General features: G+C 38.8%; 27 protein-coding genes and 1 riboswitch. Of the genes, 16 read left to right on the top strand and 11 right to left on the bottom strand.

The features are described 5' to 3' along the window. The first annotated feature begins 83 nt into the window (after window positions 1–83). Window positions 84–347, top strand: a complete 264-nt coding sequence (locus SAZ04_RS13105; RefSeq protein ID WP_332695798.1) for a hypothetical protein — start codon at window positions 84–86, stop codon at window positions 345–347. A 106-nt stretch (window positions 348–453) separates the two neighbouring features. Here the strand turns inward: SAZ04_RS13105 and SAZ04_RS13100 are convergent, their stop codons facing one another. Further along, window positions 454–1,023 (bottom strand): helix-turn-helix domain-containing protein, encoded by a 570-nt coding sequence (locus tag SAZ04_RS13100; RefSeq protein ID WP_431309001.1) that lies wholly within the window; start codon window positions 1,021–1,023, stop codon window positions 454–456. A 119-nt stretch (window positions 1,024–1,142) separates the two neighbouring features. Between SAZ04_RS13100 and SAZ04_RS13095 the strand changes: the two genes are divergently transcribed. Continuing rightward, window positions 1,143–2,123: a DMT family transporter gene (locus tag SAZ04_RS13095; protein WP_332695796.1), complete on the top strand. Its 981-nt coding sequence runs from the start codon at window positions 1,143–1,145 to the stop codon at window positions 2,121–2,123. Window positions 2,124–2,253: 130 nt separating this feature from the next. Here the strand turns inward: SAZ04_RS13095 and SAZ04_RS13090 are convergent, their stop codons facing one another. Together SAZ04_RS13090 and fbpA are read right to left on the bottom strand one after the other, a co-directional pair. Beyond that, on the bottom strand, window positions 2,254–2,694 hold the full coding sequence (locus tag SAZ04_RS13090; protein ID WP_332695794.1) for a hypothetical protein: 441 nt from the start codon (window positions 2,692–2,694) through the stop codon (window positions 2,254–2,256). A gap of 336 nt (window positions 2,695–3,030) precedes the next feature. Then, window positions 3,031–3,204: a Fur-regulated basic protein FbpA gene (gene fbpA, locus SAZ04_RS13085; RefSeq protein ID WP_332695792.1), complete on the bottom strand. Its 174-nt coding sequence runs from the start codon at window positions 3,202–3,204 to the stop codon at window positions 3,031–3,033. 263 nt (window positions 3,205–3,467) lie between these two features. Here fbpA and SAZ04_RS13080 point away from each other — a divergent pair, with 263 nt between their 5' ends. The 3 genes from SAZ04_RS13080 to SAZ04_RS13070 all read left to right on the top strand — a co-directional run bounded on the left by SAZ04_RS13080 (window position 3,468) and on the right by SAZ04_RS13070 (window position 6,836). Next, on the top strand, window positions 3,468–3,956 hold the full coding sequence (locus tag SAZ04_RS13080) for a dihydrofolate reductase (RefSeq protein ID WP_332695790.1): 489 nt from the start codon (window positions 3,468–3,470) through the stop codon (window positions 3,954–3,956). Window positions 3,957–4,026: 70 nt separating this feature from the next. Continuing rightward, the gene (gene yunB, locus SAZ04_RS13075; RefSeq protein WP_332695788.1) at window positions 4,027–4,830 is read left to right on the top strand and encodes a sporulation protein YunB; all 804 of its coding nucleotides are present in this window, start codon (window positions 4,027–4,029) and stop codon (window positions 4,828–4,830) included. A 66-nt stretch (window positions 4,831–4,896) separates the two neighbouring features. Then, window positions 4,897–5,078: riboswitch (Lysine riboswitch) on the top strand. A 156-nt stretch (window positions 5,079–5,234) separates the two neighbouring features. Then, window positions 5,235–6,836: a Na+/H+ antiporter NhaC family protein gene (locus tag SAZ04_RS13070; protein WP_332695786.1), complete on the top strand. Its 1,602-nt coding sequence runs from the start codon at window positions 5,235–5,237 to the stop codon at window positions 6,834–6,836. Between the two features lie 277 nt (window positions 6,837–7,113). Here the strand turns inward: SAZ04_RS13070 and SAZ04_RS13065 are convergent, their stop codons facing one another. Beyond that, complete coding sequence (locus SAZ04_RS13065) at window positions 7,114–7,383, bottom strand: hypothetical protein (protein WP_332695784.1); 270 nt, start codon at window positions 7,381–7,383, stop codon at window positions 7,114–7,116. Between the two features lie 398 nt (window positions 7,384–7,781). Between SAZ04_RS13065 and SAZ04_RS13060 the strand changes: the two genes are divergently transcribed. Beyond that, window positions 7,782–9,293: a sodium-dependent transporter gene (locus SAZ04_RS13060; protein ID WP_332695782.1), complete on the top strand. Its 1,512-nt coding sequence runs from the start codon at window positions 7,782–7,784 to the stop codon at window positions 9,291–9,293. 18 nt (window positions 9,294–9,311) lie between these two features. Further along, window positions 9,312–9,419, top strand: a complete 108-nt coding sequence (locus tag SAZ04_RS13055) for a MetS family NSS transporter small subunit (RefSeq protein WP_332695780.1) — start codon at window positions 9,312–9,314, stop codon at window positions 9,417–9,419. 62 nt (window positions 9,420–9,481) lie between these two features. On the opposite strand, the gene SAZ04_RS13050 is transcribed toward SAZ04_RS13055, so the two are convergent. Together SAZ04_RS13050 and SAZ04_RS13045 are read right to left on the bottom strand one after the other, a co-directional pair. Continuing rightward, entirely contained in the window at window positions 9,482–10,054 is a 573-nt protein-coding gene (locus tag SAZ04_RS13050) for a CBO0543 family protein (RefSeq protein ID WP_332695778.1), read from the bottom strand. Window positions 10,055–10,157: 103 nt separating this feature from the next. After that, window positions 10,158–11,165, bottom strand: a complete 1,008-nt coding sequence (locus SAZ04_RS13045) for a M23 family metallopeptidase (RefSeq protein ID WP_332695776.1) — start codon at window positions 11,163–11,165, stop codon at window positions 10,158–10,160. A gap of 270 nt (window positions 11,166–11,435) precedes the next feature. Here SAZ04_RS13045 and lipA point away from each other — a divergent pair, with 270 nt between their 5' ends. Further along, the gene (lipA, locus tag SAZ04_RS13040) at window positions 11,436–12,344 is read left to right on the top strand and encodes a lipoyl synthase (RefSeq protein WP_332695774.1); all 909 of its coding nucleotides are present in this window, start codon (window positions 11,436–11,438) and stop codon (window positions 12,342–12,344) included. 75 nt (window positions 12,345–12,419) lie between these two features. Here the strand turns inward: lipA and SAZ04_RS13035 are convergent, their stop codons facing one another. After that, a complete protein-coding gene (locus SAZ04_RS13035; RefSeq protein ID WP_332695772.1) occupies window positions 12,420–13,052 on the bottom strand; it encodes a YhcN/YlaJ family sporulation lipoprotein in 633 nt (210 codons plus the stop codon). Window positions 13,053–13,237: 185 nt separating this feature from the next. Between SAZ04_RS13035 and SAZ04_RS13030 the strand changes: the two genes are divergently transcribed. Further along, the gene (locus tag SAZ04_RS13030; RefSeq protein WP_332695868.1) at window positions 13,238–13,525 is read left to right on the top strand and encodes a YutD family protein; all 288 of its coding nucleotides are present in this window, start codon (window positions 13,238–13,240) and stop codon (window positions 13,523–13,525) included. Window positions 13,526–13,748: 223 nt separating this feature from the next. On the opposite strand, the gene SAZ04_RS13025 is transcribed toward SAZ04_RS13030, so the two are convergent. Together SAZ04_RS13025 and SAZ04_RS13020 are read right to left on the bottom strand one after the other, a co-directional pair. Continuing rightward, window positions 13,749–14,039 (bottom strand): cytosolic protein, encoded by a 291-nt coding sequence (locus tag SAZ04_RS13025; protein WP_332695770.1) that lies wholly within the window; start codon window positions 14,037–14,039, stop codon window positions 13,749–13,751. Window positions 14,040–14,254: 215 nt separating this feature from the next. Next, the gene (locus SAZ04_RS13020; protein ID WP_332695768.1) at window positions 14,255–14,521 is read right to left on the bottom strand and encodes a DUF3055 domain-containing protein; all 267 of its coding nucleotides are present in this window, start codon (window positions 14,519–14,521) and stop codon (window positions 14,255–14,257) included. Window positions 14,522–14,722: 201 nt separating this feature from the next. Between SAZ04_RS13020 and SAZ04_RS13015 the strand changes: the two genes are divergently transcribed. The 3 genes from SAZ04_RS13015 (at window position 14,723) to SAZ04_RS13005 (ending at window position 16,712) form a co-directional block, all read left to right on the top strand. Further along, the gene (locus tag SAZ04_RS13015; protein WP_332695766.1) at window positions 14,723–15,172 is read left to right on the top strand and encodes a DUF86 domain-containing protein; all 450 of its coding nucleotides are present in this window, start codon (window positions 14,723–14,725) and stop codon (window positions 15,170–15,172) included. A gap of 52 nt (window positions 15,173–15,224) precedes the next feature. Next, window positions 15,225–15,881, top strand: coding sequence for a helix-turn-helix transcriptional regulator (locus SAZ04_RS13010; protein ID WP_332695764.1), 657 nt, complete (start codon window positions 15,225–15,227; stop codon window positions 15,879–15,881). A 63-nt stretch (window positions 15,882–15,944) separates the two neighbouring features. After that, complete coding sequence (locus tag SAZ04_RS13005; RefSeq protein WP_332695762.1) at window positions 15,945–16,712, top strand: TIGR01457 family HAD-type hydrolase; 768 nt, start codon at window positions 15,945–15,947, stop codon at window positions 16,710–16,712. A gap of 151 nt (window positions 16,713–16,863) precedes the next feature. Here SAZ04_RS13005 and SAZ04_RS13000 read toward each other — a convergent pair whose 3' ends face one another. Both SAZ04_RS13000 and SAZ04_RS12995 read right to left on the bottom strand, forming a co-directional pair. After that, a complete protein-coding gene (locus tag SAZ04_RS13000; protein ID WP_332695760.1) occupies window positions 16,864–18,492 on the bottom strand; it encodes a PAS domain S-box protein in 1,629 nt (542 codons plus the stop codon). A 269-nt stretch (window positions 18,493–18,761) separates the two neighbouring features. Then, complete coding sequence (locus tag SAZ04_RS12995) at window positions 18,762–19,259, bottom strand: phosphatidylglycerophosphatase A family protein (RefSeq protein ID WP_332695758.1); 498 nt, start codon at window positions 19,257–19,259, stop codon at window positions 18,762–18,764. 132 nt (window positions 19,260–19,391) lie between these two features. On the opposite strand from SAZ04_RS12995, the gene yutH reads away from it, so the two are divergent. The 4 genes from yutH to thrB all read left to right on the top strand — a co-directional run bounded on the left by yutH (window position 19,392) and on the right by thrB (window position 23,978). Then, window positions 19,392–20,432, top strand: coding sequence for a spore coat putative kinase YutH (yutH, locus tag SAZ04_RS12990; protein WP_332695756.1), 1,041 nt, complete (start codon window positions 19,392–19,394; stop codon window positions 20,430–20,432). A gap of 249 nt (window positions 20,433–20,681) precedes the next feature. After that, window positions 20,682–21,980 carry a homoserine dehydrogenase gene (locus tag SAZ04_RS12985; RefSeq protein WP_332695754.1) on the top strand — a complete coding sequence of 433 codons (1,299 nt, stop codon included), beginning with the start codon at window positions 20,682–20,684 and terminating at the stop codon, window positions 21,978–21,980. A 1-nt stretch (window position 21,981) separates the two neighbouring features. Next, window positions 21,982–23,046: a threonine synthase gene (thrC, locus tag SAZ04_RS12980; protein ID WP_332695752.1), complete on the top strand. Its 1,065-nt coding sequence runs from the start codon at window positions 21,982–21,984 to the stop codon at window positions 23,044–23,046. Beyond that, complete coding sequence (gene thrB / locus SAZ04_RS12975) at window positions 23,043–23,978, top strand: homoserine kinase (RefSeq protein WP_332695750.1); 936 nt, start codon at window positions 23,043–23,045, stop codon at window positions 23,976–23,978. Before thrC ends, thrB begins: the two co-directional genes overlap by 4 nt. The last annotated feature ends 30 nt before the right edge of the window (window positions 23,979–24,008 follow it).

Raw genomic sequence — 24,008 nt, 5'->3', positions numbered from 1 at the left:
TTGTTGGACGAAAGATATAGGGAATTTCAATATGAATGCCGAATTACTTATATGGGTAATAGAAAGAGAGAGGAGAGGGAGTTATGGATAATATTAGAGAATTTAAAGTGAAAAATCATTATCTAGTTGAAATTGACAATCAAGGGGATTTAGATTATAGACAGAAAGTAAAGACATGGAGTTGGGACATATACATTGCAGCAAATGATCATCAGGAATATAGAGGAAAAGCACTCGCTCCTGGAAAAGGAATCGAGATTCCATGGACAGAATTAAGTAAGGCTGACTTACTTGAAGAAATGATTGAAATTTGTGAAAGACAAATGCCTAAGGATCCATATCAGTAACAATCAGGATATGCGCCGTCAGATTGAACATATTAACCGCTAGGAATTTTAACCTAGCGATTTTTTGTTTTTACTTTTGATTTCCTTACATTTCTGAAACAGTGTTTTACGAATTGGAATAAGTCATAACAAAATGTAATACGGTTGTTGATGACGTAGGGTTGATGTAAGCATGTTTTTTATCGCCACTAAACTTAATCGAATCATATTCATAAAGATGGTAATATTCGTCTTCAATTTTAATTTTTACTTCACCGGACATGACTGTTACATACTCGGTCACGCCAAGTTGATGAGCACCTGGTTTGTATTCACTGTTTGGCTTAAGAAAGGCACGATGAATTTCGCTTGAACCATGGTGAGTACCTTCGAACATTGGTTCAAGCGTACAAGCCTCATTCGCACTAAGTACTTTATTGCCTCGATGTTTGCGTGAAATTTTCACCTCTTCGTTTTCTTGTAGCAAAAAGGATAGAGGAATGGAGAGGCCATTTGCTATTTTCCAAATAACAGTAAGAGAAGGGTTGGCTTCGCCTCTTTCGATATTTCCTAACGTTAGTTTGCTTACATCGGTCGTCTCGGCTAATTGTTGTAAACTCATTCCTCGTTCTTTTCTTATTTTCCTCAATGTTTCGCCTACTTGTTTGGCTATTTTTTCGGCTTCGTATTTATCCAAAGAAGAGATCCTCCTATCATAAACTTAAGAATAGAAATTTCCTAGTATATAAAGTATATTATACTTTAACAATAGTATAATATAATAAGCACTAGATTTGAGGTAGAAAGGTTGAGATTATGAAAGAACTTGCTATAGGCGTTATTGCATCTATGTTTTTCGCCGTAACCTTTATTTTAAATCGTTCGATGGAACTGTCTGGGGGTAGCTGGCTTTGGAGTTCCTCTTTACGATTTGCTTTTATGATACCATTTTTATTCATTATCGTACTCATTCGAAATAATGTAAAACAACTCTTACATGAGATGTTAAAACATCCGTTTCGGTGGTTATGCTGGAGCTTTGTTGGCTTTGGTTTATTTTACGCACCAATAACGTATGCTGCAGCATACGGTCCAGGGTGGTTAGTTGCTGGTACGTGGCAATTAACGATTGTAGCAGGAACGCTACTCGGCCCTTTGTTTTTTGAAACAGAGGGTGATAAGAAAGTACGGAGCAAAATACCGAAGAGGGCACTTGCTATTTCCTTGCTTATTTTCGTAGGGGTTTGTTTAATGCAACTAGAAAAAGCTAATAGTTTGACAGTTCATACAATTACAATTGGTGTGCTGCCTGTTGTCCTTGCTGCGTTTGCTTACCCATTGGGAAATCGAAAAATGATGGAGCTATGCGGAGGAAGGCTAGACTCGTTTCAAAGAATCTTTGGAATGACTGTGGCAAGTATGCCATTTTGGATCGTAATTGGTGTAATTGGTTTCAAAACAGTAGGGAGTCCTTCTACTGATCAAATTGTTCAATCATTCATTGTAGCCATTTGTTCAGGGGTGATTGCTACGACCTTATTTTTTATTGCTACCGATCGCGTTCGCCTCTATCAAGGGAAGCTTGCAGCGGTGGAAGCGACTCAATCTACACAAGTACTATTTGTCTTAATAGGTGAGATGTTGCTCTTTTCGGCTCCATTGCCAAGTGGATTAGCGGTATTAGGTCTGTCTTTAATTGTTATTGGAATGCTCCTTCACAGCTATTTTACGAAAAGAATGACGACAAAACAAAACGTACCTATGCAACTTTTAAAGAGAAAAGAACAAAATATGTAATGAGATGCCCTCACTAATGATTGGTTGATCAATCATTAGTGAGGGCACAATTCGCATATGCCAAAAATTCTGTTCCGAGGTGTGTTGATCGTTATTCATAGAGGGAGGAGATTTATAACTGTACTTAATCTTACTGCAAAACTTTATCCAATTCAGAAAATCCGATTACTTTTAATGCTTCAATTTCTTCATCAGAAAAACGCTCTTGAAGCATTGTTATTAATTCTTCTCTACTTTCATCATCGACTCCATTTCGTATACTTTGATAAATACTGATCAGCTCTGTTAGGGAAAAGTGTTCTAATACGGCTTCCATCGCTTCATCGGTTGTTGTAAAAACTAGATCTTCATTTTCTTCGTTGTTCTTCTCAAGACTTACATCTGTCTTATCGTGTTTGTCTGAATCGGTAGTTTCTTCGTCAATTATTTGATCAAAGTTTGGTTCTTTCTCTGTCTGTTGCACTGAAGAGTCGGTGGATTGTTCATGATCGTTATGATAATAACCGAGTAAACTAGGAATAGCGACACAAAGAATGACGAAAAAAACGCCTAATCCAATTGCTTTCAACATAGAAGTCCTCCTTAGTAATTTTGTTTGTACGATTGATCGACATACACTGATATTTTCCTAGAAGAATATACATAACCATACAAGTTGGAATACGTAGAAGGTAGGTTGTAATGTATATGAAAACTCTCTGTGAACAAAAAAGGCAGTAAAACGAGGGGCCAGCAACCTAACAATATTCTATACATATACAGATTTGACTCACCTCAATTACTAGCAAGTGTAGTCATTCCGAACGTATTTCAAACATTCGGGAGGTGCCTGGCACTTCCCGAATGCATAACAAAAGCCCGTATCATGATCGCTCTTGACCATTGGTACAGGCTTAAATTTGTGATGTTATAAATCACAAAATGTATGGTGGTTATCAATTTCAGAACAAATTAATAGTCTTAGTTCTTCTTCTGTTGCTTCATATAGTTGGCGGCCGTCAGGCATCTTGAACAACTGATTTTCTAAAAGGGTATCGATAATCAGTTCTTTATCGATCTGAGATGGGGTTACAAAAGACATAACGTCACTCCCTTTGGATCTAATAAGTTAATAATGTAAGCGTTTACATTGTTGATTATAAAATATTATTACCTCATTGTCAACTAGTTACAAGATGAAATTCACTTAAAAGTAAAAAATATACCAGTTTTCGGGATTTTATTTTGATGATATTTTGATGGAGCAGGTCAGGTTTCTATGTCCGCCGGAAAACGTAAATTTATTGTCCAGCCAACAATATATGGTACTATAGAACAAAAGTCAAAAGGAAAGGAGGCGGTTCCATGATTTCTTTTGTTGTTGCAATGGATCGCAATCGTCTGATCGGGAAAGAAAATCAACTGCCCTGGCATCTGCCAGCGGATCTCGCTTATTTTAAAAGGGTTACAACGGGACACACGATTGTGATGGGAAGAAAAACGTACGAGTCAATTGGTCGACCTTTGCCGAAACGGAAAAATGTGGTGCTTACAAGAAGTGAAGGTTATGAAGCGGAGGGCTGTGAAGTTGTACACGACATTGAGGATGTTTTGCAAATGGCAAAGCAGGAAAAGGAGTGCTTTGTCATTGGTGGAACAGAAGTGTTCCGATTGTTTTGGGATTATGTTGATCGTCTTTATGTTACATATATAGATGAGACATTTGATGGGGATACGTATTTTCCAAAGATAGAAGAAGAACAGTGGGAAATTGCCTCAGTGGAAATGGGGAAAGTGGATGAGAAAAACCGCTACCCGCATGAATTCCGAACGTATGAACGAAAAAAGTGTTAGCCTTGTATAAATTTTTTGGTCAAACTGTCTCCCTTCCTGCATAGAAATGTGGTGAAGGGGGTTTTTCAGCATGAGAGCACCAAGAAGACATAGACCCCAAACTCGGAAAGGTCCGCTACCATTTCGTTATGTGCTGCTTTTATCTTTTCTTATTTTTGTTGTGTTGACAGTACAAGGGTTGTGGATAATTGAGAAGGGGATTCGGCCAACTTTGATGTCTATCGCTACAACAGAGACGAGAGTCATTGCAACAAAGGCAATTAATGATGCCGTATCGAAAAAAATTGCGAGTGATCTTAATCAGGAAGATCTATTTATTATCGAAAAAAATGCGAATGATGATATACAGTTGATCCAATTTAATACACAAATTTATAACAAAATATTATCTGAAGCAACAAACCGCGTTCAACGCCACTTGAAAGCGATAGAACAAGGAGAAGCCTTCGATGTTACATTTGATTCAGAAGGTAACAATGAAAGTCTTACTACTGAAGGTGGTATCATTTATAGCATTCCTCTCGGTCAAGCGACAAACAATGCCTTACTTGCCCAATTGGGACCACAAATTCCGGTTCGCTTCTCAGCGATTGGTGATGTGAAAACCGATCTTAATGCTGAAACGAAAAATACCGGAATCAATAATACGACGATCTCATTTAATTTTGATGTGATTGTTGATGTGAAAATCGTTATTCCGTTTGCAACAAACACCGAAGCCGTAAAAACAACGATTCCTGTTGGTTTTGTCAATATCCAAGGAAAAGTACCTGAATACTACTCAGATGGTGGAGGCGGAATGATTTTACCTGCTGAATTAAAAAAATCCTCTAACGGGAGTGGTCTAGACTTGGGTACTAGTGGTGGAAATTAACATTGTCTTTCATATCAAAACATGATACTATCCATAATTGGTAATTAAATAGAAGTGCCTCATTTACGATGAGGTAGAGGCGCGACTGCCATCAGTACCTTTTCTGAGGATGACAACGTTGAGGAAAAGAAAAAGGGGATGTTGCCGAAGTGGAAGTAGTGGTCAGGCTATTTCTGCTGGAGCTGCATTAAATAAATGCAGGGCTGTCATAGCTTGAAGCGATCAAGTTGTGGAGGACTATCATGATAAAGGGGATTCACTCGGCATTCACGGCGACAGTGGGTTAACCATTGTCGTTTTTTCTGTTTGAAGCTATGTAGAAGTAAGCACAGTTTACCAAAGTGAGCGCACGCTCATGAAGTCGTTAATAAATGAAGTGCCAGACATTTTTAGGAGGTCTTTATATGGAATCATCTATTTTTTCTTTAGTGCCTCCGATTTTAGCTCTTGTCATGGTTATTGTTACAAGACGTGTCTTAGTATCACTTGGGACAGGGGCTATTATTGGAGCGTTGATGTTACACAATTTTAATCCGCTTTCTGCGGCAGCCAATATTTATGGAATTGTTATGGGGATCATTTTCGATTATGAAGTAGAGACTGTGACATTTCAAACGGTAACTTGGGCGATCATAGATGAGGGGTTTGCCATTAATACGTGGGAATTCTTTATCATTCTCTTCCTCTTGTTATTAGGAATGATGGCGGCGCTCATTACGCGTTCTGGTGGAAGCTGTGCATTTGGTGAATGGGCCATGAAAAGAGTGAAAACGCGTGTAGGTGCTCAAATCTTAACAGTTGTATTAGGGCTGATCATTTTTATTGATGACTACTTTAATAGTTTAACAGTTGGAAATGTTAGTCGACCTTTAACGGATCGTCACCGCATTTCACGTGCAAAATTAGCATATTTGGTTGATTCTACAGCTGCGCCAATGTGTGTCATTGCTCCGATTTCAAGTTGGGGTGCCTACATTATTGCCATTATTGCTGGAATTTTTGCAACGCATTCGGTAACGCAGTATGAAGCGTTACAAGCGTTCATGTTAATGGTTCCGATGAATATTTACGCACTTGTTGCGATTGGTCTTGTAGTAGCTGTTGTATGGTTCAACCTTGATTTTGGACCGATGAAAGCTCACGAACAGCGCGCGATGAAAACAGGCGAATTGTTCAACCCCGGTTTAGGTGCTATTCCTGGTTCGCAAGAAGAGATTCAAGCGAGTAAAAAAGGAAAAGTTGGCGACTTAGTATGGCCGATTGTTGCGTTAATTGTTGGGACAGTCTTTTTTATGATTACAACTGGAATTCAAGGGACGGAAGGCGAAGCAACGCTATTAACGATCTTTGAAAATACGGATGTAGCAGCGGCTCTTGTGTACGGTGGAATTTTTGGTTTAGTGATTGCCCTTATGTTAAATGTGCGTAAGCCTAAATCAGGTACAGGACTAGGCACTTCACTTCTAGTTGGAATGAAGTCAATGCTTCCAGCTATTTATATTTTATTCTTTGCTTGGACGCTTATTTCCATAATCGGTGATCTTGGGACAGGAACGTATTTAGCGTCACTTGTCGAAAAGGCGAATCTTCATTCAATGTTTTTACCAGTTATTTTATTTGTGATTGCGGGTTTTGCCGCATTTTCAACGGGAACATCTTGGGGGACGTTTGGATTGTTGCTTCCGATTGCCGGTGAAATGGCTGCGGTGATTGATATTACGATGATGTTGCCGATGATGGCGGCCGTTCTTGCTGGTTCCATTTTTGGAGATCACTGTTCTCCGATTTCAGATACGACGATTCTTTCCTCTACTGGAGCAGGAAGTCATCACATCGATCACGTCGTGACACAGTTGCCATATGCATTAGTAGCAGCTGGAATTACGATGATCTCCTATCTAGTACTCGGAATGACAACAAGTGTTTTATTAAGCTTAGCAGTGGCATTTGGTCTTCTTTTTGCAACAGTGGTTGTATTAAAGAAAATGTATGGTGAAAAAACATAATGAATAATAGGGTCGCCTTCATTCGTTGGAGGTTGATCCTTTTTGCATTAGTAGTAGAAAAATCTATCAAAATTAATTAAATGTTTATGATCGAGTAAGAGGAAACTTAAACTAATAGAGATCGAAAGAAGGAGAAAACAGGGTATGTGCCTGTTAAGAAATAGAATTAACGTAAAAAAAGAAAAACCTCCTTAGAATATACTTCCTAAAATCTAAGGAAGAGAACGCTGAATACTTTAGGAATTAATAAAGTTGGCAGTCTCTACTTATCTGAAATCTATGTTTTTACAAAAATCTCTTTCGATTTTCGTTTCAGTTTTCGTAAGGATCTCTTTAGGAAAGCTGTCACATCTGAGCCATCTTTCACGCGCTCATACGTTTTCACAAATTTCTCTGCTGAACATGGATACTGCTCCCCATTCTTATCTGTAATTAGATAGTCGCCAGGATGGCCAACCATTGATCCTTCTGCAGTCTCGATCGTAATCGTTCTTGTAATTTTTACAGCTTCGATCACGATGGGTTTTGTTCGATAACGAGCCATCATTCACACCTCCTTTTTCCTCCTTTGACCACTCATCCCTAAAAAACATTCTATATTAATTCATCGTACTCAATGTTTATGAAAAATGTGACAAGAACCTACGCTACTTGAAACACTCCTAGTTATACGAAAGGAAAAAGGTGATATAACCGACCTTGAAAAGATCTTCGAGAAAGAGGAAATCGCTCCGCAAATTACTAAGAGGGCGTTATTTTTTGGTGAAGGATGGATTCTCACGTTACGTGATACCTTATAGTCACAAATTCATTTATACTGTAACGCAATACCACTGTAGTTGAAAGCGATTTCGAATTAATAAAAAATTCTATACTAAAGTGTAAATATTCAGAATAAATAAATAGAGAAAGTGATTTAAAAATACATGTAAAGAGGTGAAACGAATGAACGTAAGAGAACAGTGGGGTACGCGTGCTGGTTTTATTTTGGCTGCAATTGGTTCAGCGGTTGGATTAGGAAATATTTGGCGTTTTCCGTATGTCGCGTTTGAAAATGGAGGAGGAGCTTTCTTTTTACCGTACTTATTTGCTCTTTTAACTGCTGGTATTCCTCTTCTTATTATGGAATTTACTCTCGGACATAAATATCGAGGTTCGGCACCTTTATCCTATGCTCGGATGAACAAAAAAACAGAGTGGATCGGTTGGTGGCAAGTGGCGATTTCCTTTGTTATCGCTACTTACTATGCAGTGATTATTGCGTGGTCGATGTCCTATACGTACTTTGCTGTGAATCAAAGGTGGGGAGAAGATACGGGTGGCTTCCTCATGGGCGAATATCTCCAAAGAATTGATGTCGTTTCGGGTGGGGCACCGGGGGACATCGGAGCTCTCGTACCTGGTGTATTCATTCCACTTGTGCTCGTCTGGATTATTACTCTTGGTGTGCTATTCAAAGGGATTAGACGTGGGATTGAGATCGCAAACCGAATCTTTATTCCATTACTCGTAGCAATGTTTTTGCTTATTGTTATTCGTGCAATAACCCTAGAAGGAGCTTTAGCTGGGTTAGATGCGTTCTTCAAACCAGACTGGAATGAAATTATGTCACCAGGGGTTTGGGTAGCGGCTTATGGACAAATTTTCTTCAGTTTATCAATAGCATTTGCGATTATGATTACGTACTCGAGTTATTTATCGAGAAAATCTGATATTACAAATAACGCATTTATTACAGGCTTTAGTAATTCAAGTTTCGAATTACTTGCAGGGATCGGGGTCTTTGCTGCTCTTGGGTTTATGGCAAATGCATCAGGTGTTGGAGTAGCTGATGTAGCAGATGCTGGAATCGGTCTTGCCTTTGTCGTCTTCCCGGAGATTATTAACACATTTCCAGGCATGAATGGATTGTTTGGGGTACTTTTCTTCGGATCACTCGTGCTTGCAGGGTTATCATCTCTCATCTCAATTGTGGAAACATTTGTGTCAGGTGTGCAAGATAAGTTTAAATTCTCACGTCGAAAGGCCGTTGCGATTGGCGGAGGGTTATCAGCTCTGATTTCTATCCTGTTTGCCACTCAAGGTGGGTTGTTTTTCTTAGACGCAACTGATTATTTCATTAATCAATTTGGGGTTGCACTTGCGGGTCTTGTGTCTGTTATTGCTGTATCATGGTTTGTGAAAAAACTGCCAGAGCTTCAAACGCATGCAAATGGAGTTTCAGATTTCCGTTTAGGCTCATGGTGGAAAATTTGCTTAAGTATTATTACACCGATTGTGCTCGGGTTTATGTTTATTCAGAATACGATTAACAATTTAACCGATAATTATGAAGGCTATTCCACGGCATTTATAGTTGGCTCAGGGTGGCTAGTGGCGATTGTTGCAATTATTATTGGATTTATTTTTGCAAAATTCAAATGGAAAAGTGGCGACATGAATATACCAAGAAAATAAGAAAAGGAGTTGAGCGATATGAGTGGTGGAGCAGTTACGATGATGATATTTGGAATGCTTATTATTTGGGGAGGTCTTGGTTTAAGTATTGCCAATGCTGTTAAGGTATCAAAGAGCAAAAGGTAAATCAAATAACTGTCGCTCAATGGTTACCATTCCTTTGTGCGACAGTTATTTTTATAATTAATCTACGCAACTGCACTTGTCTTCTTAAAATACATAAATAAATTCGTAATCCACTTTGATACAAGGAAAACGATCACATAGCCTACGAAAAGGTGGAGATAGTTTACCTTATGCATCTCAAACATTTGAAACACAACTAAATAAGGCTTGAATACAAATGCAAGTCCCGCGCTTAAGATGGTCGCGTACAAGTAGTAATTTTTCTTATGATTTAGAATCCATTGATAAAGAAAAATAAATATGACTGGGATAAGGGAGACGTCTAAACCAAAATTTACAGGTGTGATCGGAATGACTTGGTAAGGGTAACTAATTAATCCAAATTTCACAAAAAACATATCTGTATATGAAAACCAAACATGAATATTAAAGCCATAAAAGCCTAAGAGAAATGCTTTACTTTTATCTATTTTAAAGTACAGAACGATGAGTGGGGCAATTAGCATAATAAAGTTAAACCAAAATTGCCATGTATCGAGAAAGGAATACTCGAGCCAATAGTTGATCCACTCGATTGTGATTTCCTCTTGTGAAGTTCTTAAGTTTGTTAAAAGTTGAGTTTGATCTTCTGTCATTTATGTGTCCTCACTTAAATTGTTTTTTATCTATTTTTTTCTAGATTGGAAAATTTATACCATGAAAAGAAAAACGCTAGAACCGTATCTAGCGCTTTTCCATTTATTTCTTCTTTTTTCGATCTTGATAAGCTTTCCGTTCCCATTGTTTTAATGAAGGGTATGGATCAAAAGACCATTCCGTATAGCCATTATCACGATACATTCCATAATGGAGGTGGGGAGGGAACTTCCCTTGTGTTCCGGGTTTCCCGTATCCGGAGCTTCCGCAATACCCAATCACATCACCTGGAGCAACGATACTGTTCTCTTCAATCCCCTTTTCAAATCCACTTAAATGGGCGTAATAATGATAGATGTTATCTAAGTCACGAATTCCAATCCGCCATCCGCCATATTTGTTCCAACCTTTAATTTCCACTCGACCATACGCAGTAGCACGTATCGGTACGTTATAGCCTGCGAAAATATCCGTTCCCTCATGAATTCGTCTACCACCCCAACCACGTCGGTCACCCCATGTGTTTTTGTAACTATAATTGTAGTTCAGTGGCATTGGAAAGGCATGGTCATCTAAATCTAATGTATCGAATTTTTCATATACTTGAGCATGTCCATGGACAATCCGAACAGACTGATCACGTTTATATTTTTCCCATAAACCAATCCGAAGGTCATCCTCGTCAAAACCAAAGCCTTCAAGATAATGAGCAAGGGTATACAGAACATCTTCGTCATTGTTACGATCAGCAAGACCGTCTCCATCCCCGTCTAGACCAACTCCACCAAACATTTGGATTGAAAGAGGATGCGTATCTTGCTTATTTGGATTAAACTTACCAGCCCATTCTTCTTCAGAATAATAAATCGAAATGAACCCTTCCTCTTTTGGCCTGTCTTTCTGAGCACGTCTTAGGCCTCGTTCATACGTATCAACAGCCGCTAAATAGTGCCACGGAACATTCGTAATGGTTTCTACTTTTTTATATAAATCCAGTCGCTTTTCATAAATTTGTTCATTCGTTAGCTCTTCTTTCTCTGCCGCTGTAACAAGGGGAAGAGAAACGAACACGAAAATAATGGCAAAGACGATGACTTTAATCAATTTCATGTTAGGCTCCTTTCTACTTTTAAGAAACACAAGTATGCCTGTCCGTGTTTTTCCTCTTTATATAGTGTGGTAAAAAAAGCCCAAAACATTGGAGAGAATGATTGGAAATTTTAAGCGGGCGCTTGGTTATTTTTTCGAAATCATGATAAAGTAGTAGATAGAATTGTGTTGAGCGAGTTTATATAGTATGTGTTCAAAGAAGTTTTCAAAAAAAGGTAAAATATTCTTTTTGAAAAAAACTTAGATAAAGATTGAATGGAGTGAACTAAAATGGCAAAGAAAGAAGAACATTTACGTAAGCCGGATTGGCTAAAAATAAAATTAAATACAAATGAGTCATATACAGGACTTAAAAAAATGATGAGAGAGAATAAATTGAATACGGTATGTGAAGAAGCTCGTTGTCCGAACATTCATGAGTGTTGGGCTGTTCGTAAAACAGCGACGTTCATGATACTTGGAGATATTTGTACAAGAGCTTGTCGTTTCTGTGCGGTTAAGACAGGTTTACCGAATGAACTTGACTTACAAGAGCCAGAACGTGTAGCGGAATCCGTTGAAATGATGGGTCTAAAACATGTCGTTATCACAGCTGTTGCAAGAGATGACTTAAAAGACGGTGGTTCTACTGTTTTTGCTGAGACGGTACGAGCTGTAAGACGCCGCAACCCTTTCTGTACAATTGAAATATTGCCATCTGATATGCTCGGTGGGTACGACAATTTAAAAACATTAATGGATGCTCGCCCAAACATTATGAATCACAATATTGAAACGGTTCGCAGCCTAACACCAAGAGTTCGTGCACGCGCTACATATGAGCGTACGTTGGAATTTTTACGTCGTGCAAAAGAAATGCATGCGGACATTCCTACTAAATCAAGTTTAATGATTGGTCTTGGTGAAACAAAGGAAGAGATCATTGAAACAATGGACGATTTACGTGCAGCAGATGTAGACATCATGACAATAGGACAGTACTTACAACCAACAAAGAAACATCTTAAAGTACAAAAGTACTACCACCCAGACGAATTTGCAGAGCTAAAGGAAATAGCTTTACAGAAAGGCTTTAGTCATTGTGAAGCTGGTCCACTTGTACGCTCTTCCTATCATGCAGATGAGCAAGTAAACGAAGCGCAAGTTCGTGCGGAAGCAAAAAAGGTGACAAATCAATAAGAAAGCTACTGAGAAACGGTTCTCAGCAGCTAAGGAGCGGAGCAGTGACGCTCCTTTTTTATTATTTCATTTCTATTAGCGGTTCTTTAGACGTTTGTGTTTTGATTGCATTATGTTGACGTTGTCATCGGTATCTTCGTTATATTCTCCTTGTGGTGACTCCTGTGTCATTTCTTGAATGGTCTGTTCTAGTGTACCTTCTAGATCTGAATTAGCTGAAGATAAGTTTTGAAAACGTTCAATTTCATCGAAATGCTCGTGATTATCTGAAATATATACCTCGTAATAACGTGGGACAATTGATAGTACACTACGCTTTACTTGGTCTGCGACAAACTCACGATTATCCGCTTGGGCATCGTAAGCAACAAGTACACACTTATCAGTAACAAGTGAACCTGCTTCATTTACGACGTCATTTGTTAATACCATACGTGTCACCGCATCTGATAAGCGGTCTCGATCGACGACAGGAATCGCATCTTGTCGTCCATTACGGATAACATGATCTCGTTCATAACGAGAATATCCGAAGTGACTGTAATCATTCTTTTCGTTTAAAGCATTAATCGGATAGTGGCCTTGGTTTGGCTGATGACTATCGTTATTAGCTGTTCGCTGCAACGTTTGCCCTTGTTCAGGCATTTGGCAACCCGAAGCGAGCAACATGGTTGCGATACCAGTAACAAGTAATGATTTTCTTATCATAATCAAACCTCCTCTACCTTCAGATTGACCAGAATGACTGACTTTTACAGCTAGTAAATGATGGTGCATGACTGACTCGTTAAAGCAAGTTGTGAATTTGTTGATCATTTTATATGAGTGATTTTTGTAGTAAGACGTTCGAAATGTGGTATAATAAGGAAAGTAAAAATAAAGAGGTGAGCCAAATGGTTCGCATTCAAGGGATGCAATTTGAAATTTTAGAAGATGTAAAAAATGCTTGGGATGAAGAAGCTTTTAAAGCCCGCTACGCTGACGTCTTAAATAAATATGATTACATAGTTGGTGATTGGGGTTACAACCAGTTAAGGCTAAGAGGTTTTTTTGAAGACCGACATAAAAAATCAACGCATGATACAAAAATCAGTACATTACCGGACTATTTGTATGAGTATTGCAATTTTGGCTGTGCCTATTTTGTTATCAAAAAAGTAAAAGAAAAACAGTCTCGCTAATTGCAGCAGAGGCTGTTTTTGTATAACAAGAAAAACGTCGTCCTATGAGGGGACTCGGAAAACGAAAAGGGAAAAGCACCCTTTTCGTTTGAAGTGGCAATGGCTCCGCACGCTGCGCGCCTTTTATGAGAACCCCACTCATAAAAGGCTTAAAAGAAGGCAGCGGCTTCGCTCATTGCTTCGAGCTTTACCAAAGGGAAAAGCGCCCTTTTGGTAAAGCTCTTTAATCATTTGTTGTGTATGGTGGTTCTTCGTTTTTATTCGGGTCATCATGAGTTGGGTGGGCTCCTGGGAATTGTCTTGGTAAATTTTGATGTAGGGACTTAAACTCATAGTTAAAAGCACTATAGTAACGTTGGCCTGGTTCCCATGGTGTACTTTTATTGGAAACCGGTTTATCTTTATTAATTGGTGAACCATACGGCCCCTCAGGAAAGTCTTCTGCGGCAAGGAAATTTCGCTGAGTTTCAACATTTGAAAAGTCCGTATACTGTTGTTCCTCTTTATCTGCCATGAATAAGGCACCTCCTTTACGAATAATTTGCCCGGTAACTGTGATTTTTACTACCAACAAATGCTATCAAATATGTAGGGGCGAGAAAGTGGAGTTGAGCGGCGAGTAAATCCTGAGTTATGGCGAGTTAACGTGCAAATAGTAAAATAAAGAGGAGGGTGTCTCAAATGGGTCTGACCCTTTTGGTTTTGAGTTCCCCTCCAAATATTCCAACTTTACATGAGTTCATGTAAAAATGAACGTAGCTCCTCAGCCTCTTCTTCAGACAGTTTATAGGCATGCTCGAGGTAGCCAGGTTCGTCAAGATCATCGGATCCAATAATAGCAAAGCGATTTGATTGAACATCTAACACAAGTTGCTTGCCGTAATATCTTGATGAAGAGACAATGGCAAGATCGAATCGTTGTTGCTCGCCCATAAAGCTGACAAAGCGTGTTCTCGTTTCTTCTATATCATCATATAAATAAAAGCGCTCAGACAAAGTATGTAGCTCCTTTCCAATTCTTTTAGAGTCATCATACCATGGGAGGAGCTGGGAGGAAATGATCTCTAATGCTTATAACTCCTTTATTCGTTATCCTACGCTAATCTGTGGGCTTGATCTTTCATGCTGAATTTCGTCTAATGTTGTATACTAAGAATGATAATCGTACGAAAATGAAATGATAGGTGGATGAAAAGAATGTATTTTGTTGATCGTGAAAAAATTGAACAAACGCTTGTTTATTTAGAAACATTGCAAGAACAACTTGATCAGGTAGCGTCAATTACTGATTTAACAGAGAAACTGGCTTTGGAACGAGTTGCCTATGTTGTCATTGAATCGATTATAGATGTTGGAAATAGTATGATTGACGGATTTATAATGAGAGACCCAGGAGGGTACGAAGATATTATTGATATTTTGGAAGATGAGAAAGTTGTGACCACAAAGAATGCAACTTCGTTAAAACTGCTAATAGGGCTCCGGAAGCAGCTTGTGCAAAACTATTCAGAGGTCAATCATCAGCAACTAGTCGAAACTTTTACTGGAAACCAAACTGTTTTATCACAGTTTTCTGTTGACGTAAGACGATATTTAGTAGAAGAGTTGGGACCAGTTAGTGCATTTATACCAAATGAAAAGAAGTAACAAAGCTAGATATTTGCAATTTATCGTACATTCCATACAATGAGAGGTAAGGATGGTGATCGTTGTGAGAAGTGAGACGAACTCTACACGTCAAGTCATCTTAACTCTGTTAAAGCGAAATCAGGAGCAAACTGTTTCATCTTTGGCTACAACACTTGAAGTGACGGAAATGGCGGTTCGTAGGCACCTACGAGAACTAGAAAGAGATGAGTTGATAAGTTCAAGACTAGAAAAGCAAGCGATGGGACGGCCAATTCATAAGTATTTTTTAACAGAAAAAGGAAGCGAAACATTTCCACGAAATTACAGCGATTTATCTTTAGGAATACTTCAAGACGTTGAACAATTAAGTGGAAGCGAAATGGTTGACCAATTATTTGAACAAAGAAGAGATCGTCTCTATAAAAAATATGAAGCAGAAATAAAAGGATCGTTTCTAGAGCGTGTCGAGGCATTAGCGCGAATTCAAAGTCAAGCAGGTTATATGGTTGAGTATAAAGAATTAGAAGATGGCACATTCGAGTTTATTGAGTACAATTGTCCAATTTCTCAAGTAGCTAGGGAGTATCCAATTGCATGCACATGCGAGCAACAGCTTTTTAAACGATTACTTGCCACTGATCACGTTGAACGCAAGTCTTGTATTGCGAAGGAAAATACTTCATGCTGTGTCTATAAAGTGAAAGATCCAAAACAGTCACAGACGTAAATAGTTAAAAAGAACAGGGATTTACAAAACAAAAACGCTACTTTGCCTGAAAAGAGGGAGAATATGAAAAGTTACAAAGGGTTTTTAATTGATTTAGACGGGACTGTTTATCGTGGTAGTGAAAAAATTGATGAGGCCGTTTTGTTTGTGAAAGAGCTTGAAAGAAGAAAGTTACCGTACCTTTTTGTCACGAACAACTCAACCAAACGCCCTGATCAAGTAGCAGAACATTTAAGAGAGATGGACGTACCTGCTACTACTGAGCATGTATTTACAACAAGTATGGCGACTGCGACCTATATTTCCGAACAAAAGAAACATGCTCGTGTTTGCATGGTTGGTGAAGAAGGACTGAAGTTTGCACTAGAAGAAGAAGGACATAAAATCGTAGAAGAGGATGCTGATTTTGTTGTGATGGGACTAGACCGTTCGATTACATATGAAAAATTAGCAAAGGCCGCTCTTAATGTGCGTCAAGGAGCGACATTCATTGCAACAAATGGAGATGTTGCCTTGCCGACTGAGCGAGGATTATTACCTGGAGCAGGCTCCCTTATCTCGGTTGTCTCTGTCTCAACTGGGGTCACGCCTAAGTTTATCGGAAAGCCGGAATCGATCATTGTTGAACAAGCACTAGACGTAATCGGCTTAACGAAAGAAGAAACGATTATGATCGGTGATAATTACCATACAGACATCCTTGCAGGAATACGTGCAGGAATGGCCACATTAATGGTGTATACGGGTGTATCAACAAAAGAACAAGTCGAATCATTCGATGAATTGCCGACTCATGCGATTGAAACACTAGCACAATGGACATTTGATTGAAAAAGAGACTCCAAAGGTCGGTTTTTGACCTTTGGAGTCTCTTTTAAGCAATTTATTTTAACAGAAAAAAACAAAAAACTATGATTTATTTATTAGGTAGATTCATAGATACTACAATTGATATTTAATACTTGGTCATATCAATTGATGCTTATAAAGATCGAGTAGGCAATATAATTGTCACGCTTGTACCTTTTTTTAGTTTGCTTTCGAATTGAATGTGCCCACGATGGGATTGAATAATTTTATAACTAACGGTCAGCCCTAATCCAGTACCTTTCTCTTTTGAAGAATAAAACGGTTCTCCTAATCGTTGAATCCTCTCATCATCAATTCCATTTCCATCATCCTTTATATTGACATGTAACTGTTCACCTTGTAAGGAAACGTGGATTTTGATTTTGGTGGAATCAGCTTCAATTGAGTTCTTAATGATGTTAATAAACAACTGTTTCAGTTGATTCGGTTCACACTCTATTGAAGGCAAATCATCATCTTTATTGTATTCTATTTCAACGCTATAAAGATTAGCTTGTGACTCTAACAGCCACATGACGCTTTCAAAAATAGAACTGATATCACATGTTTCAAATTTAACTTCTCTAGGTTTTCCGAGTGCTAATAGTTCACTAGATATTTGATTAATTCTTTCTAGTTCATCAAGCATAATACGATAGTAAAAATTTTGTTTCTCATCATTGGCTTGCATAAATTGAATAAACCCTTTTATAGACGTTAACGGATTGCGGATTTCATGTGCGACACTAGCAGCTAACTCGCCAACAACAGAAAGTTTCTCTGTCTTTCGCAATCTTTCCTCCGTTTCTTTTTCCTTTGTTATATCGGTGGCATAACCGATTGCACCTACGACTTGATGGTTAATTACCGTGGGTACAAAAGTGCATCGCAAGATACGCTTGTCGCCATCCTTTCGAATAATCGTTACTTCTTTATTTACACATGATTTTTTTTGATTAAGAATGTTTAAGAAGGCGACCTTCGTTTCGCGTTTATGCTCGTTAGATATAATCGGCAAAATGGATTTGCCGATAAATTCATTTGGGTCATATCCAGTGAGGATTTTGAACATTGGATTTAACTCGATTGCTTGTCCTTGGTGATTAACGATATAAACTAACTCTGGGTTATATTCAAAAAGTGATTTGTAATTTTGTCTGCTTTCTTCAAGCTGCTTTTCAGCGTTAACTTGTTCTGTAATATCTCTTCCCATAACAACCAATTCTTTGCGACTACCGTCTTGATTGAAAAGTGGAATTTTGATCGTATCAAAGGTTTTCATACTTCCATCTGGAATCGGGACTTGTTCAACACAACGAGAAACCTTTCCAATCTTCCAAGCTTCTTCATCTGATGTCTCACAGTAATCAAATGCTTCTTTATAGAATGAACTATATGCACCTAGCTCAGAATCTTTTTTACCGACATAATCAACATGGTCAATTTGAAACAGTTTTAATGCGAACTCATTTGCTTGTGTCCAGCGTCCTTGTCCATCTTTAAAATTGACAAAATCAACCATTGAATTGATTAATACTTCTAACTTCTCTTTTTCCGCTTTAACTGTTTCGTTTTCTTCTTTCTTGACAAATACATAATAAATAAAGAAAGTAGTTAATAAAAGAAAGAAAAAGCCTTTCACTTGTTGTAAGATAATATATATATGCATGTCTGAATGTAGTTGTGCAACTAGATAATCGGTACCGAAAATCCACAATATGCCGAAAATGACATAGATTAGAATCTTTTGCTTTTTATTCATTATCTATCCTCCGTGTTTGCTGTATCCTAGTTGTTAATTCTACCATCAAACAGGTGTCAATGGTGTTAGTAATTTTACCCTCAGATTGTTATTAACAGTAATTGGATCATTCACAAATTGATCTTGAGCCTACTTACAGGAGTGATAGTGGGAACAATACGAGCAAGGAGTGTTAGTTTCATATGAAAGAGGGATGAGGAGGAGGATATATATGTCCAAAAAAAGGCCAAATCGATTACGATTTAACCTCAAGAAGTGATTTATAACAATTATTCCGTATTAGCGGCACGGTGCGCAAGTCTACTTGAAGCTGCGGCAGCAATAGCTCCGACAATATCATCTAAAAAGGTGTGACATTCTCCAGTGCTTTTATCGTTTAGCTTTTCTAAAATACCTGGCTTTTGTTTATCGATGTAGCCATAATTTGTAAAACCGATTGATCCGTATACATTCACGATTGATAAGGCGATAATTTCATCAACGCCATATAAACTCTCATCTCGGTCAATGATTCCTTGCAGCGGTTCATCCAGTAATTTTTTTTCAGCGAGAACATCTAGTTGTATGCCAGTAATGACTGCATTTTGCACTTCACGTTTTCGTAAGACCTTATCAACATTGTCTTTGCAAAGTTCAAGATTAAGGTCTGGGTGATATTTTACTTGGAGAAAATAAACGAGCTCAGCAATATCATCTAATGTCACGCCTCGTTCAACTAGCCATTCTCTTGCTTTAACTTCTACTTCATCCATGTTCCGTTTTGTCATATGACACCTCCGACGACTTCTTTCTGTTCTTATTCTGACAGAAAGGCTAATACTAGTCTACTGTTCGTATACACATTTTATTCATTTGGGTCATAGACTAGGAAAAGGATGAACGTTTGAGGAGGGACGTTGATGTTTGAACGGAATCTTTATGACGGGTATGGGATTTACTGTGAATCACGATTTACAGTTGGGGAATATGAAGGCTTTGAAGCTGGGGGGAAGTCCTATCTATTATTACCGAAAGAAGAGTGCATGTTGCAAGAGGATGAAATGATTGCATTTAGTGAATATATGCGGTCGATAGGAGACATATCTGTACTTGAGCCTCTTGTTACGTTGCAAAAGCGGAGGTCAGCCCTAATTGATGGTCAGGAAGTGTATGTATGTCCTTTACCTGATGTGGGAGAAAGACAAGGGCCTCAAACTCAAGTTCTCACTCCCGAAGAAAAAGGAGCGCACTTGGCGACTGTTCATCATTACGGAAAACAAATTCCTTATCAAAAAAGGAGTTATGACTTTTTTGGACAATGGGCGAAATTGTGGGAAACAAGACTCGAACAATTAGAAGGTTGGTATCAGCAAATCTTGTATGAGGGACCACAATCTTATGTAGATGAAAGCTTTTTGTTCTCCTACCCTTATTTTATGGGATTGTCGGAGAATGCGATTCAATATGCAGTTGATGCTACGTTAGACGATCCTGCTCGAGACCAAGAAAAACCGACAATCTGCCATCGGCGTTTTACTGACCGAACGTGGATTGTCATTACAGAAGCCGGTGAAATCGTGAAACGACCAACGGCGTTTGTTTATGACCATCCCTGTCGAGATCTAGCTGAGTGGACCCGAGACCAACATTGGACAGAAGAAGAGTTTTATTGGGAGAAGCTCGAATCATTTATAAGAGGATATGAGCAGTATGAGACGTTAACCTCGTATTCATGGAAGCTCCTTTATGCTCGTTTGCTTTTTCCTCTTCATTATTATGAAGCCATTGAGGCGTATTATCGTAGTCAAATTACAGAAGAAAAATTTAAACTTGGCCAAGAGTTCTTAAGATTAATGGACAATGAGCATAAAAATGAACGGTTTTTAAAGGAATTTGCTGAACATATCCTTATGACAAGAGGTGTTGGAACAAACCAAGTGCCGCCGATTGATTGGTTGTGATATTTGGAGGTTGTCTCGAAAGGGTCTACCCCCTAGTGTACAATATATAATGTTGTGCAAATGCTCAACTATATATTGTGCTAACTAGTCGGGGTCAGACCCTTTGATTTTGAGACAACCCCCATTTTTCTGACTTTTTTTTAATTGTCTATTGTACTTCTCGTAGAAGAGGTCTATAATGTCCATTATAGATATACAAATGTACTTTTTGAATATACATGGATGAGTATGGGAAAAGGAGTGGAGAGCATGTCAGCAGCGGAAGTACGCATTGGATTACTTGGCCTAGGAACAGTGGGAACAGGGGTTGTTTCGATTATTAGACGTCATCAAGAAGAGTTACGTCATCAAGTTGGCTGTCCTGTGACCGTGAAAAAAGTTCTTGTGCGTGATATAGTGAAAAAACGAGCAGTGGATCTTGATGATTCACTTGTGACCGATCAAATAGAAGAAGTTCTTTTCGATAAAGACATTGATGTAATCATTGAAGTAATGGGTGGAGTAGAGTCAACGAGAGAGCATTTGCTAACAGCACTTAAAAATGGAAAACATGTTGTGACAGCGAATAAAGATCTAATGGCATTGTACGGGGCTGAGCTGTTACAAGTAGCGGCCGATAATGGCTGTGATTTGTATTATGAAGCAAGTGTAGCTGGTGGAATTCCGATCTTAAGAAGTTTAAGTGACGGATTGTCTGCTGATCGTATTACAAAAATGATGGGGATTGTGAACGGTACAACCAATTACATTCTCACAAAAATGACTCAAAATGGGAGCTCTTATGAAGATGTGTTAAAGACTGCTCAAGAATTGGGCTTTGCTGAGAGTGATCCAACAGCAGATGTCGAAGGTTTAGATGCAGCAAGAAAAATGGCGATCCTTGCAACGTTAGGGTTCTCAATGAATATTAGTCTAGCTGACGTCGTTGTCAAAGGCATTTCTTCTGTTACGAAAAAAGATCTAGATTACTGTGACCAACTTGGTTATACTATGAAATTAATTGGACTTGCAAAGCGTGATGATGGTCGCGTTGAGGTAAGTGTTGAACCAACATTGCTACCAAAAGATCATCCGCTTTCATCCGTTCATAATGAATTCAACGCTGTCTATGTTTACGGCGAAGCAGTTGGAGAAACAATGTTCTATGGTCCAGGAGCCGGATCATTGCCGACAGCTACTGCCATTGTTTCAGACTTGGTATCAGTTATGAAAAATATGCGCTTAAATGTATGTGGAAGAGCTGTACAAAAACCTCTACATGAAAGAGTACTAAAAAAGGCAAACGAAATTGATTCAAAATATTTCTTGCGTCTGCGTGTGGAGGATAAGGCTGGAACGTTCCAAGCCGTTACAAGTTTATTCGCAAGCCATGATGTGAGTTTTGAAAAGTTATTACAGCTACCGATTGAAGGCGAAGAAGTAGCAGAGGTTATTGTTATTACTCACCATACAAACAAAGAAAATTACGAACAGTTATATAAAAAATTATCTGAGCTTGAGGTCATTGAATCGATTGAAAGCTGTTACCGTGTCGAAGGAGGATGCTAAAATGAGTCGTTGGAAAGGGTTAATTCAAGAGTACAAGGAATATTTACCTGTAACAGAGGAGACACCGTTACTTACATTACATGAGGGCAATACGCCACTCATTGAACTTAAGCATTTATCAAAGGAGTGGGGCGTTACCGTTCATGTAAAATATGAAGGGTTAAACCCAACTGGTTCATTTAAAGATCGAGGTATGGTAATGGCTGTTGCTAAAGCAAAAGAGGAAGGTAGCAAAGCGATTATTTGCGCATCAACAGGAAATACGTCAGCGGCCGCTGCTGCTTATGGAGCAAGAGCAGGACTTAAATGTATTGTTGTTATTCCAGAAGGGAAAATTGCGCTAGGAAAGCTAGCTCAGGCTGTTATGTATGGGGCTGAAGTATTAGAGATCAAAGGAAACTTTGATAACGCGCTAGATATTGTGCGTGAAATTAGCAAACAAGAGCCGATCACCCTCGTGAACTCTGTGAATCCGTATCGAATCGAAGGTCAGAAAACGGCAGCGTTTGAAATTGTCGATGCATTAGGAAAAGCTCCAGATGTGTTAGCCATTCCTGTTGGAAATGCAGGGAACATTACTGCGTACTGGAAAGGGTTTAAAGAATACCATGAGAAAAAAGGTACTGGATTACCTGAAATGCGTGGATTCGAAGCAGAAGGTGCAGCCGCGATCGTGCAAAATAAAGTAATTGAAGAGCCAGAAACGATTGCAACAGCAATCCGCATTGGAAATCCTGCAAGTTGGGATAAAGCAGTAGCAGCAAAAGAAGAGTCAAATGGTGCAATTGACTTCGTAACAGATGAAGAAATTTTAGCTGCATATCAGTTGCTTGCTAAAACAGAAGGAATTTTTGCTGAACCGGCATCTTGCGCTTCAATTGCTGGTTTGAAAAAGCAACTTGATTCAGGAGAAATCAAAAAAGGCTCAACCGTTGTTTGTGTCTTAACTGGAAATGGTTTAAAAGACCCAAACACAGCAATTGATACAGTATCTGTTAAGCCGGCTGTTTTACCGAATGATAAAGAAGCCTTCCTTGCTCATTTAAAAGGCGGTGTGATGTCATGAGCCAAGAACCATTTGTCATAACGGTTCCTGGTAGCTCAGCCAACTTAGGCCCAGGCTTTGATTCAGTAGGGCTTGCGGTTAATCGTTATTTGACACTTGAAGTACATCCTTCAGATAAATGGTTTTTTGAATCTTCTTCTGTTGAACTACAAGGAATTGAAGAAGGAGAAGACAATTTGATTTACCAAGTTGCTGTACATGTGGCAACAGAATGTGGCTATAAACTTCCCACATGCCATGTTGTGATGACAAGCGATATTCCATTAGCACGAGGTCTTGGTAGTAGTGCCGCAGCGATCGTTGCTGGAATAGAGTTAATGAATCAGTTGACTGGAGAACAACTAACTGTTGTAGAAAAAGTAAGATTTGCAAGCCTTTGGGAAGGTCATCCCGATAACGTTGCTGCTTCAGTTTATGGGGGGCTCGTGATAGGGACACATACAAAAAGTAGTACGGATGTGTTATACGGAGGAGTTCCAGAAATTGATCTTGTCCTCTTAGTTCCTTCAGAAGAGTTAAAAACCAAAAAAGCTCGTGGAGTTCTTCCGGCTGAACTATCGTATAAGCAAGCGGTAAGAGCGAGTAGTGTAGCAAATGTTCTTGTTGCTTCTTTGCTTCAAGGGAACTGGGAAGCAGCTGGAAAAATGATGAATGAAGATTTATTTCATCACCCATATCGTCGTGAACTAGTGCCGCATCTTGAAGAAGTCATGCAAGTCGTTCGAGACGAAACAGTAGCTTATGGAGCAGCTCTTAGTGGAGCAGGTCCAACGATGCTTTGCTTAGCTCCTGTTCATCGCGGGGAAGAAATTCAAGAGAAGCTTCAACGTCATTTTCCCGATTTTGAAGTGATTGTTCTAAGACCGGCAAAAGAAGGAATTCTAGTAAAAAAAGGAATCAAGAATAAAGAAGCATCAGTACAAACAAGCTGAATAAATACGAAGCTTGGCGAGCAAACGAAC

Origin of the sequence: Halalkalibacter lacteus (assembly GCF_036663595.1) — a bacterium.
Classification (GTDB): domain Bacteria; phylum Bacillota; class Bacilli; order Bacillales; family Bacillaceae_D; genus Halalkalibacter; species Halalkalibacter lacteus.
This window is presented reverse-complemented; position numbering and strand designations above follow the sequence as displayed.

Coding starts and splice junctions, on each gene's coding strand:
- thrB (WP_332695750.1), top strand. CDS start 23,043: ATGAGCCAAGAACCATTTGTCATAACGGTTCCTGGTAGCTCAGCCAAC.
- SAZ04_RS13015 (WP_332695766.1), top strand. CDS start 14,723: ATGTATTTTGTTGATCGTGAAAAAATTGAACAAACGCTTGTTTATTTA.
- SAZ04_RS13035 (WP_332695772.1), bottom strand. CDS start 13,052: ATGATAAGAAAATCATTACTTGTTACTGGTATCGCAACCATGTTGCTC.
- SAZ04_RS13000 (WP_332695760.1), bottom strand. CDS start 18,492: ATGAATAAAAAGCAAAAGATTCTAATCTATGTCATTTTCGGCATATTG.
- SAZ04_RS13050 (WP_332695778.1), bottom strand. CDS start 10,054: ATGACAGAAGATCAAACTCAACTTTTAACAAACTTAAGAACTTCACAA.
- SAZ04_RS13080 (WP_332695790.1), top strand. CDS start 3,468: ATGATTTCTTTTGTTGTTGCAATGGATCGCAATCGTCTGATCGGGAAA.
- SAZ04_RS13095 (WP_332695796.1), top strand. CDS start 1,143: ATGAAAGAACTTGCTATAGGCGTTATTGCATCTATGTTTTTCGCCGTA.
- SAZ04_RS13030 (WP_332695868.1), top strand. CDS start 13,238: ATGGTTCGCATTCAAGGGATGCAATTTGAAATTTTAGAAGATGTAAAA.
- lipA (WP_332695774.1), top strand. CDS start 11,436: ATGGCAAAGAAAGAAGAACATTTACGTAAGCCGGATTGGCTAAAAATA.
- SAZ04_RS13045 (WP_332695776.1), bottom strand. CDS start 11,165: ATGAAATTGATTAAAGTCATCGTCTTTGCCATTATTTTCGTGTTCGTT.
- SAZ04_RS13090 (WP_332695794.1), bottom strand. CDS start 2,694: ATGTTGAAAGCAATTGGATTAGGCGTTTTTTTCGTCATTCTTTGTGTC.
- fbpA (WP_332695792.1), bottom strand. CDS start 3,204: ATGTCTTTTGTAACCCCATCTCAGATCGATAAAGAACTGATTATCGAT.
- SAZ04_RS13105 (WP_332695798.1), top strand. CDS start 84: ATGGATAATATTAGAGAATTTAAAGTGAAAAATCATTATCTAGTTGAA.
- SAZ04_RS13010 (WP_332695764.1), top strand. CDS start 15,225: ATGGTGATCGTTGTGAGAAGTGAGACGAACTCTACACGTCAAGTCATC.
- thrC (WP_332695752.1), top strand. CDS start 21,982: ATGAGTCGTTGGAAAGGGTTAATTCAAGAGTACAAGGAATATTTACCT.
- SAZ04_RS13025 (WP_332695770.1), bottom strand. CDS start 14,039: ATGGCAGATAAAGAGGAACAACAGTATACGGACTTTTCAAATGTTGAA.
- yunB (WP_332695788.1), top strand. CDS start 4,027: ATGAGAGCACCAAGAAGACATAGACCCCAAACTCGGAAAGGTCCGCTA.
- SAZ04_RS13060 (WP_332695782.1), top strand. CDS start 7,782: ATGAACGTAAGAGAACAGTGGGGTACGCGTGCTGGTTTTATTTTGGCT.
- SAZ04_RS12995 (WP_332695758.1), bottom strand. CDS start 19,259: ATGACAAAACGGAACATGGATGAAGTAGAAGTTAAAGCAAGAGAATGG.
- SAZ04_RS13005 (WP_332695762.1), top strand. CDS start 15,945: ATGAAAAGTTACAAAGGGTTTTTAATTGATTTAGACGGGACTGTTTAT.
- SAZ04_RS13065 (WP_332695784.1), bottom strand. CDS start 7,383: ATGATGGCTCGTTATCGAACAAAACCCATCGTGATCGAAGCTGTAAAA.
- SAZ04_RS13070 (WP_332695786.1), top strand. CDS start 5,235: ATGGAATCATCTATTTTTTCTTTAGTGCCTCCGATTTTAGCTCTTGTC.
- yutH (WP_332695756.1), top strand. CDS start 19,392: ATGTTTGAACGGAATCTTTATGACGGGTATGGGATTTACTGTGAATCA.
- SAZ04_RS13055 (WP_332695780.1), top strand. CDS start 9,312: ATGAGTGGTGGAGCAGTTACGATGATGATATTTGGAATGCTTATTATT.
- SAZ04_RS12985 (WP_332695754.1), top strand. CDS start 20,682: ATGTCAGCAGCGGAAGTACGCATTGGATTACTTGGCCTAGGAACAGTG.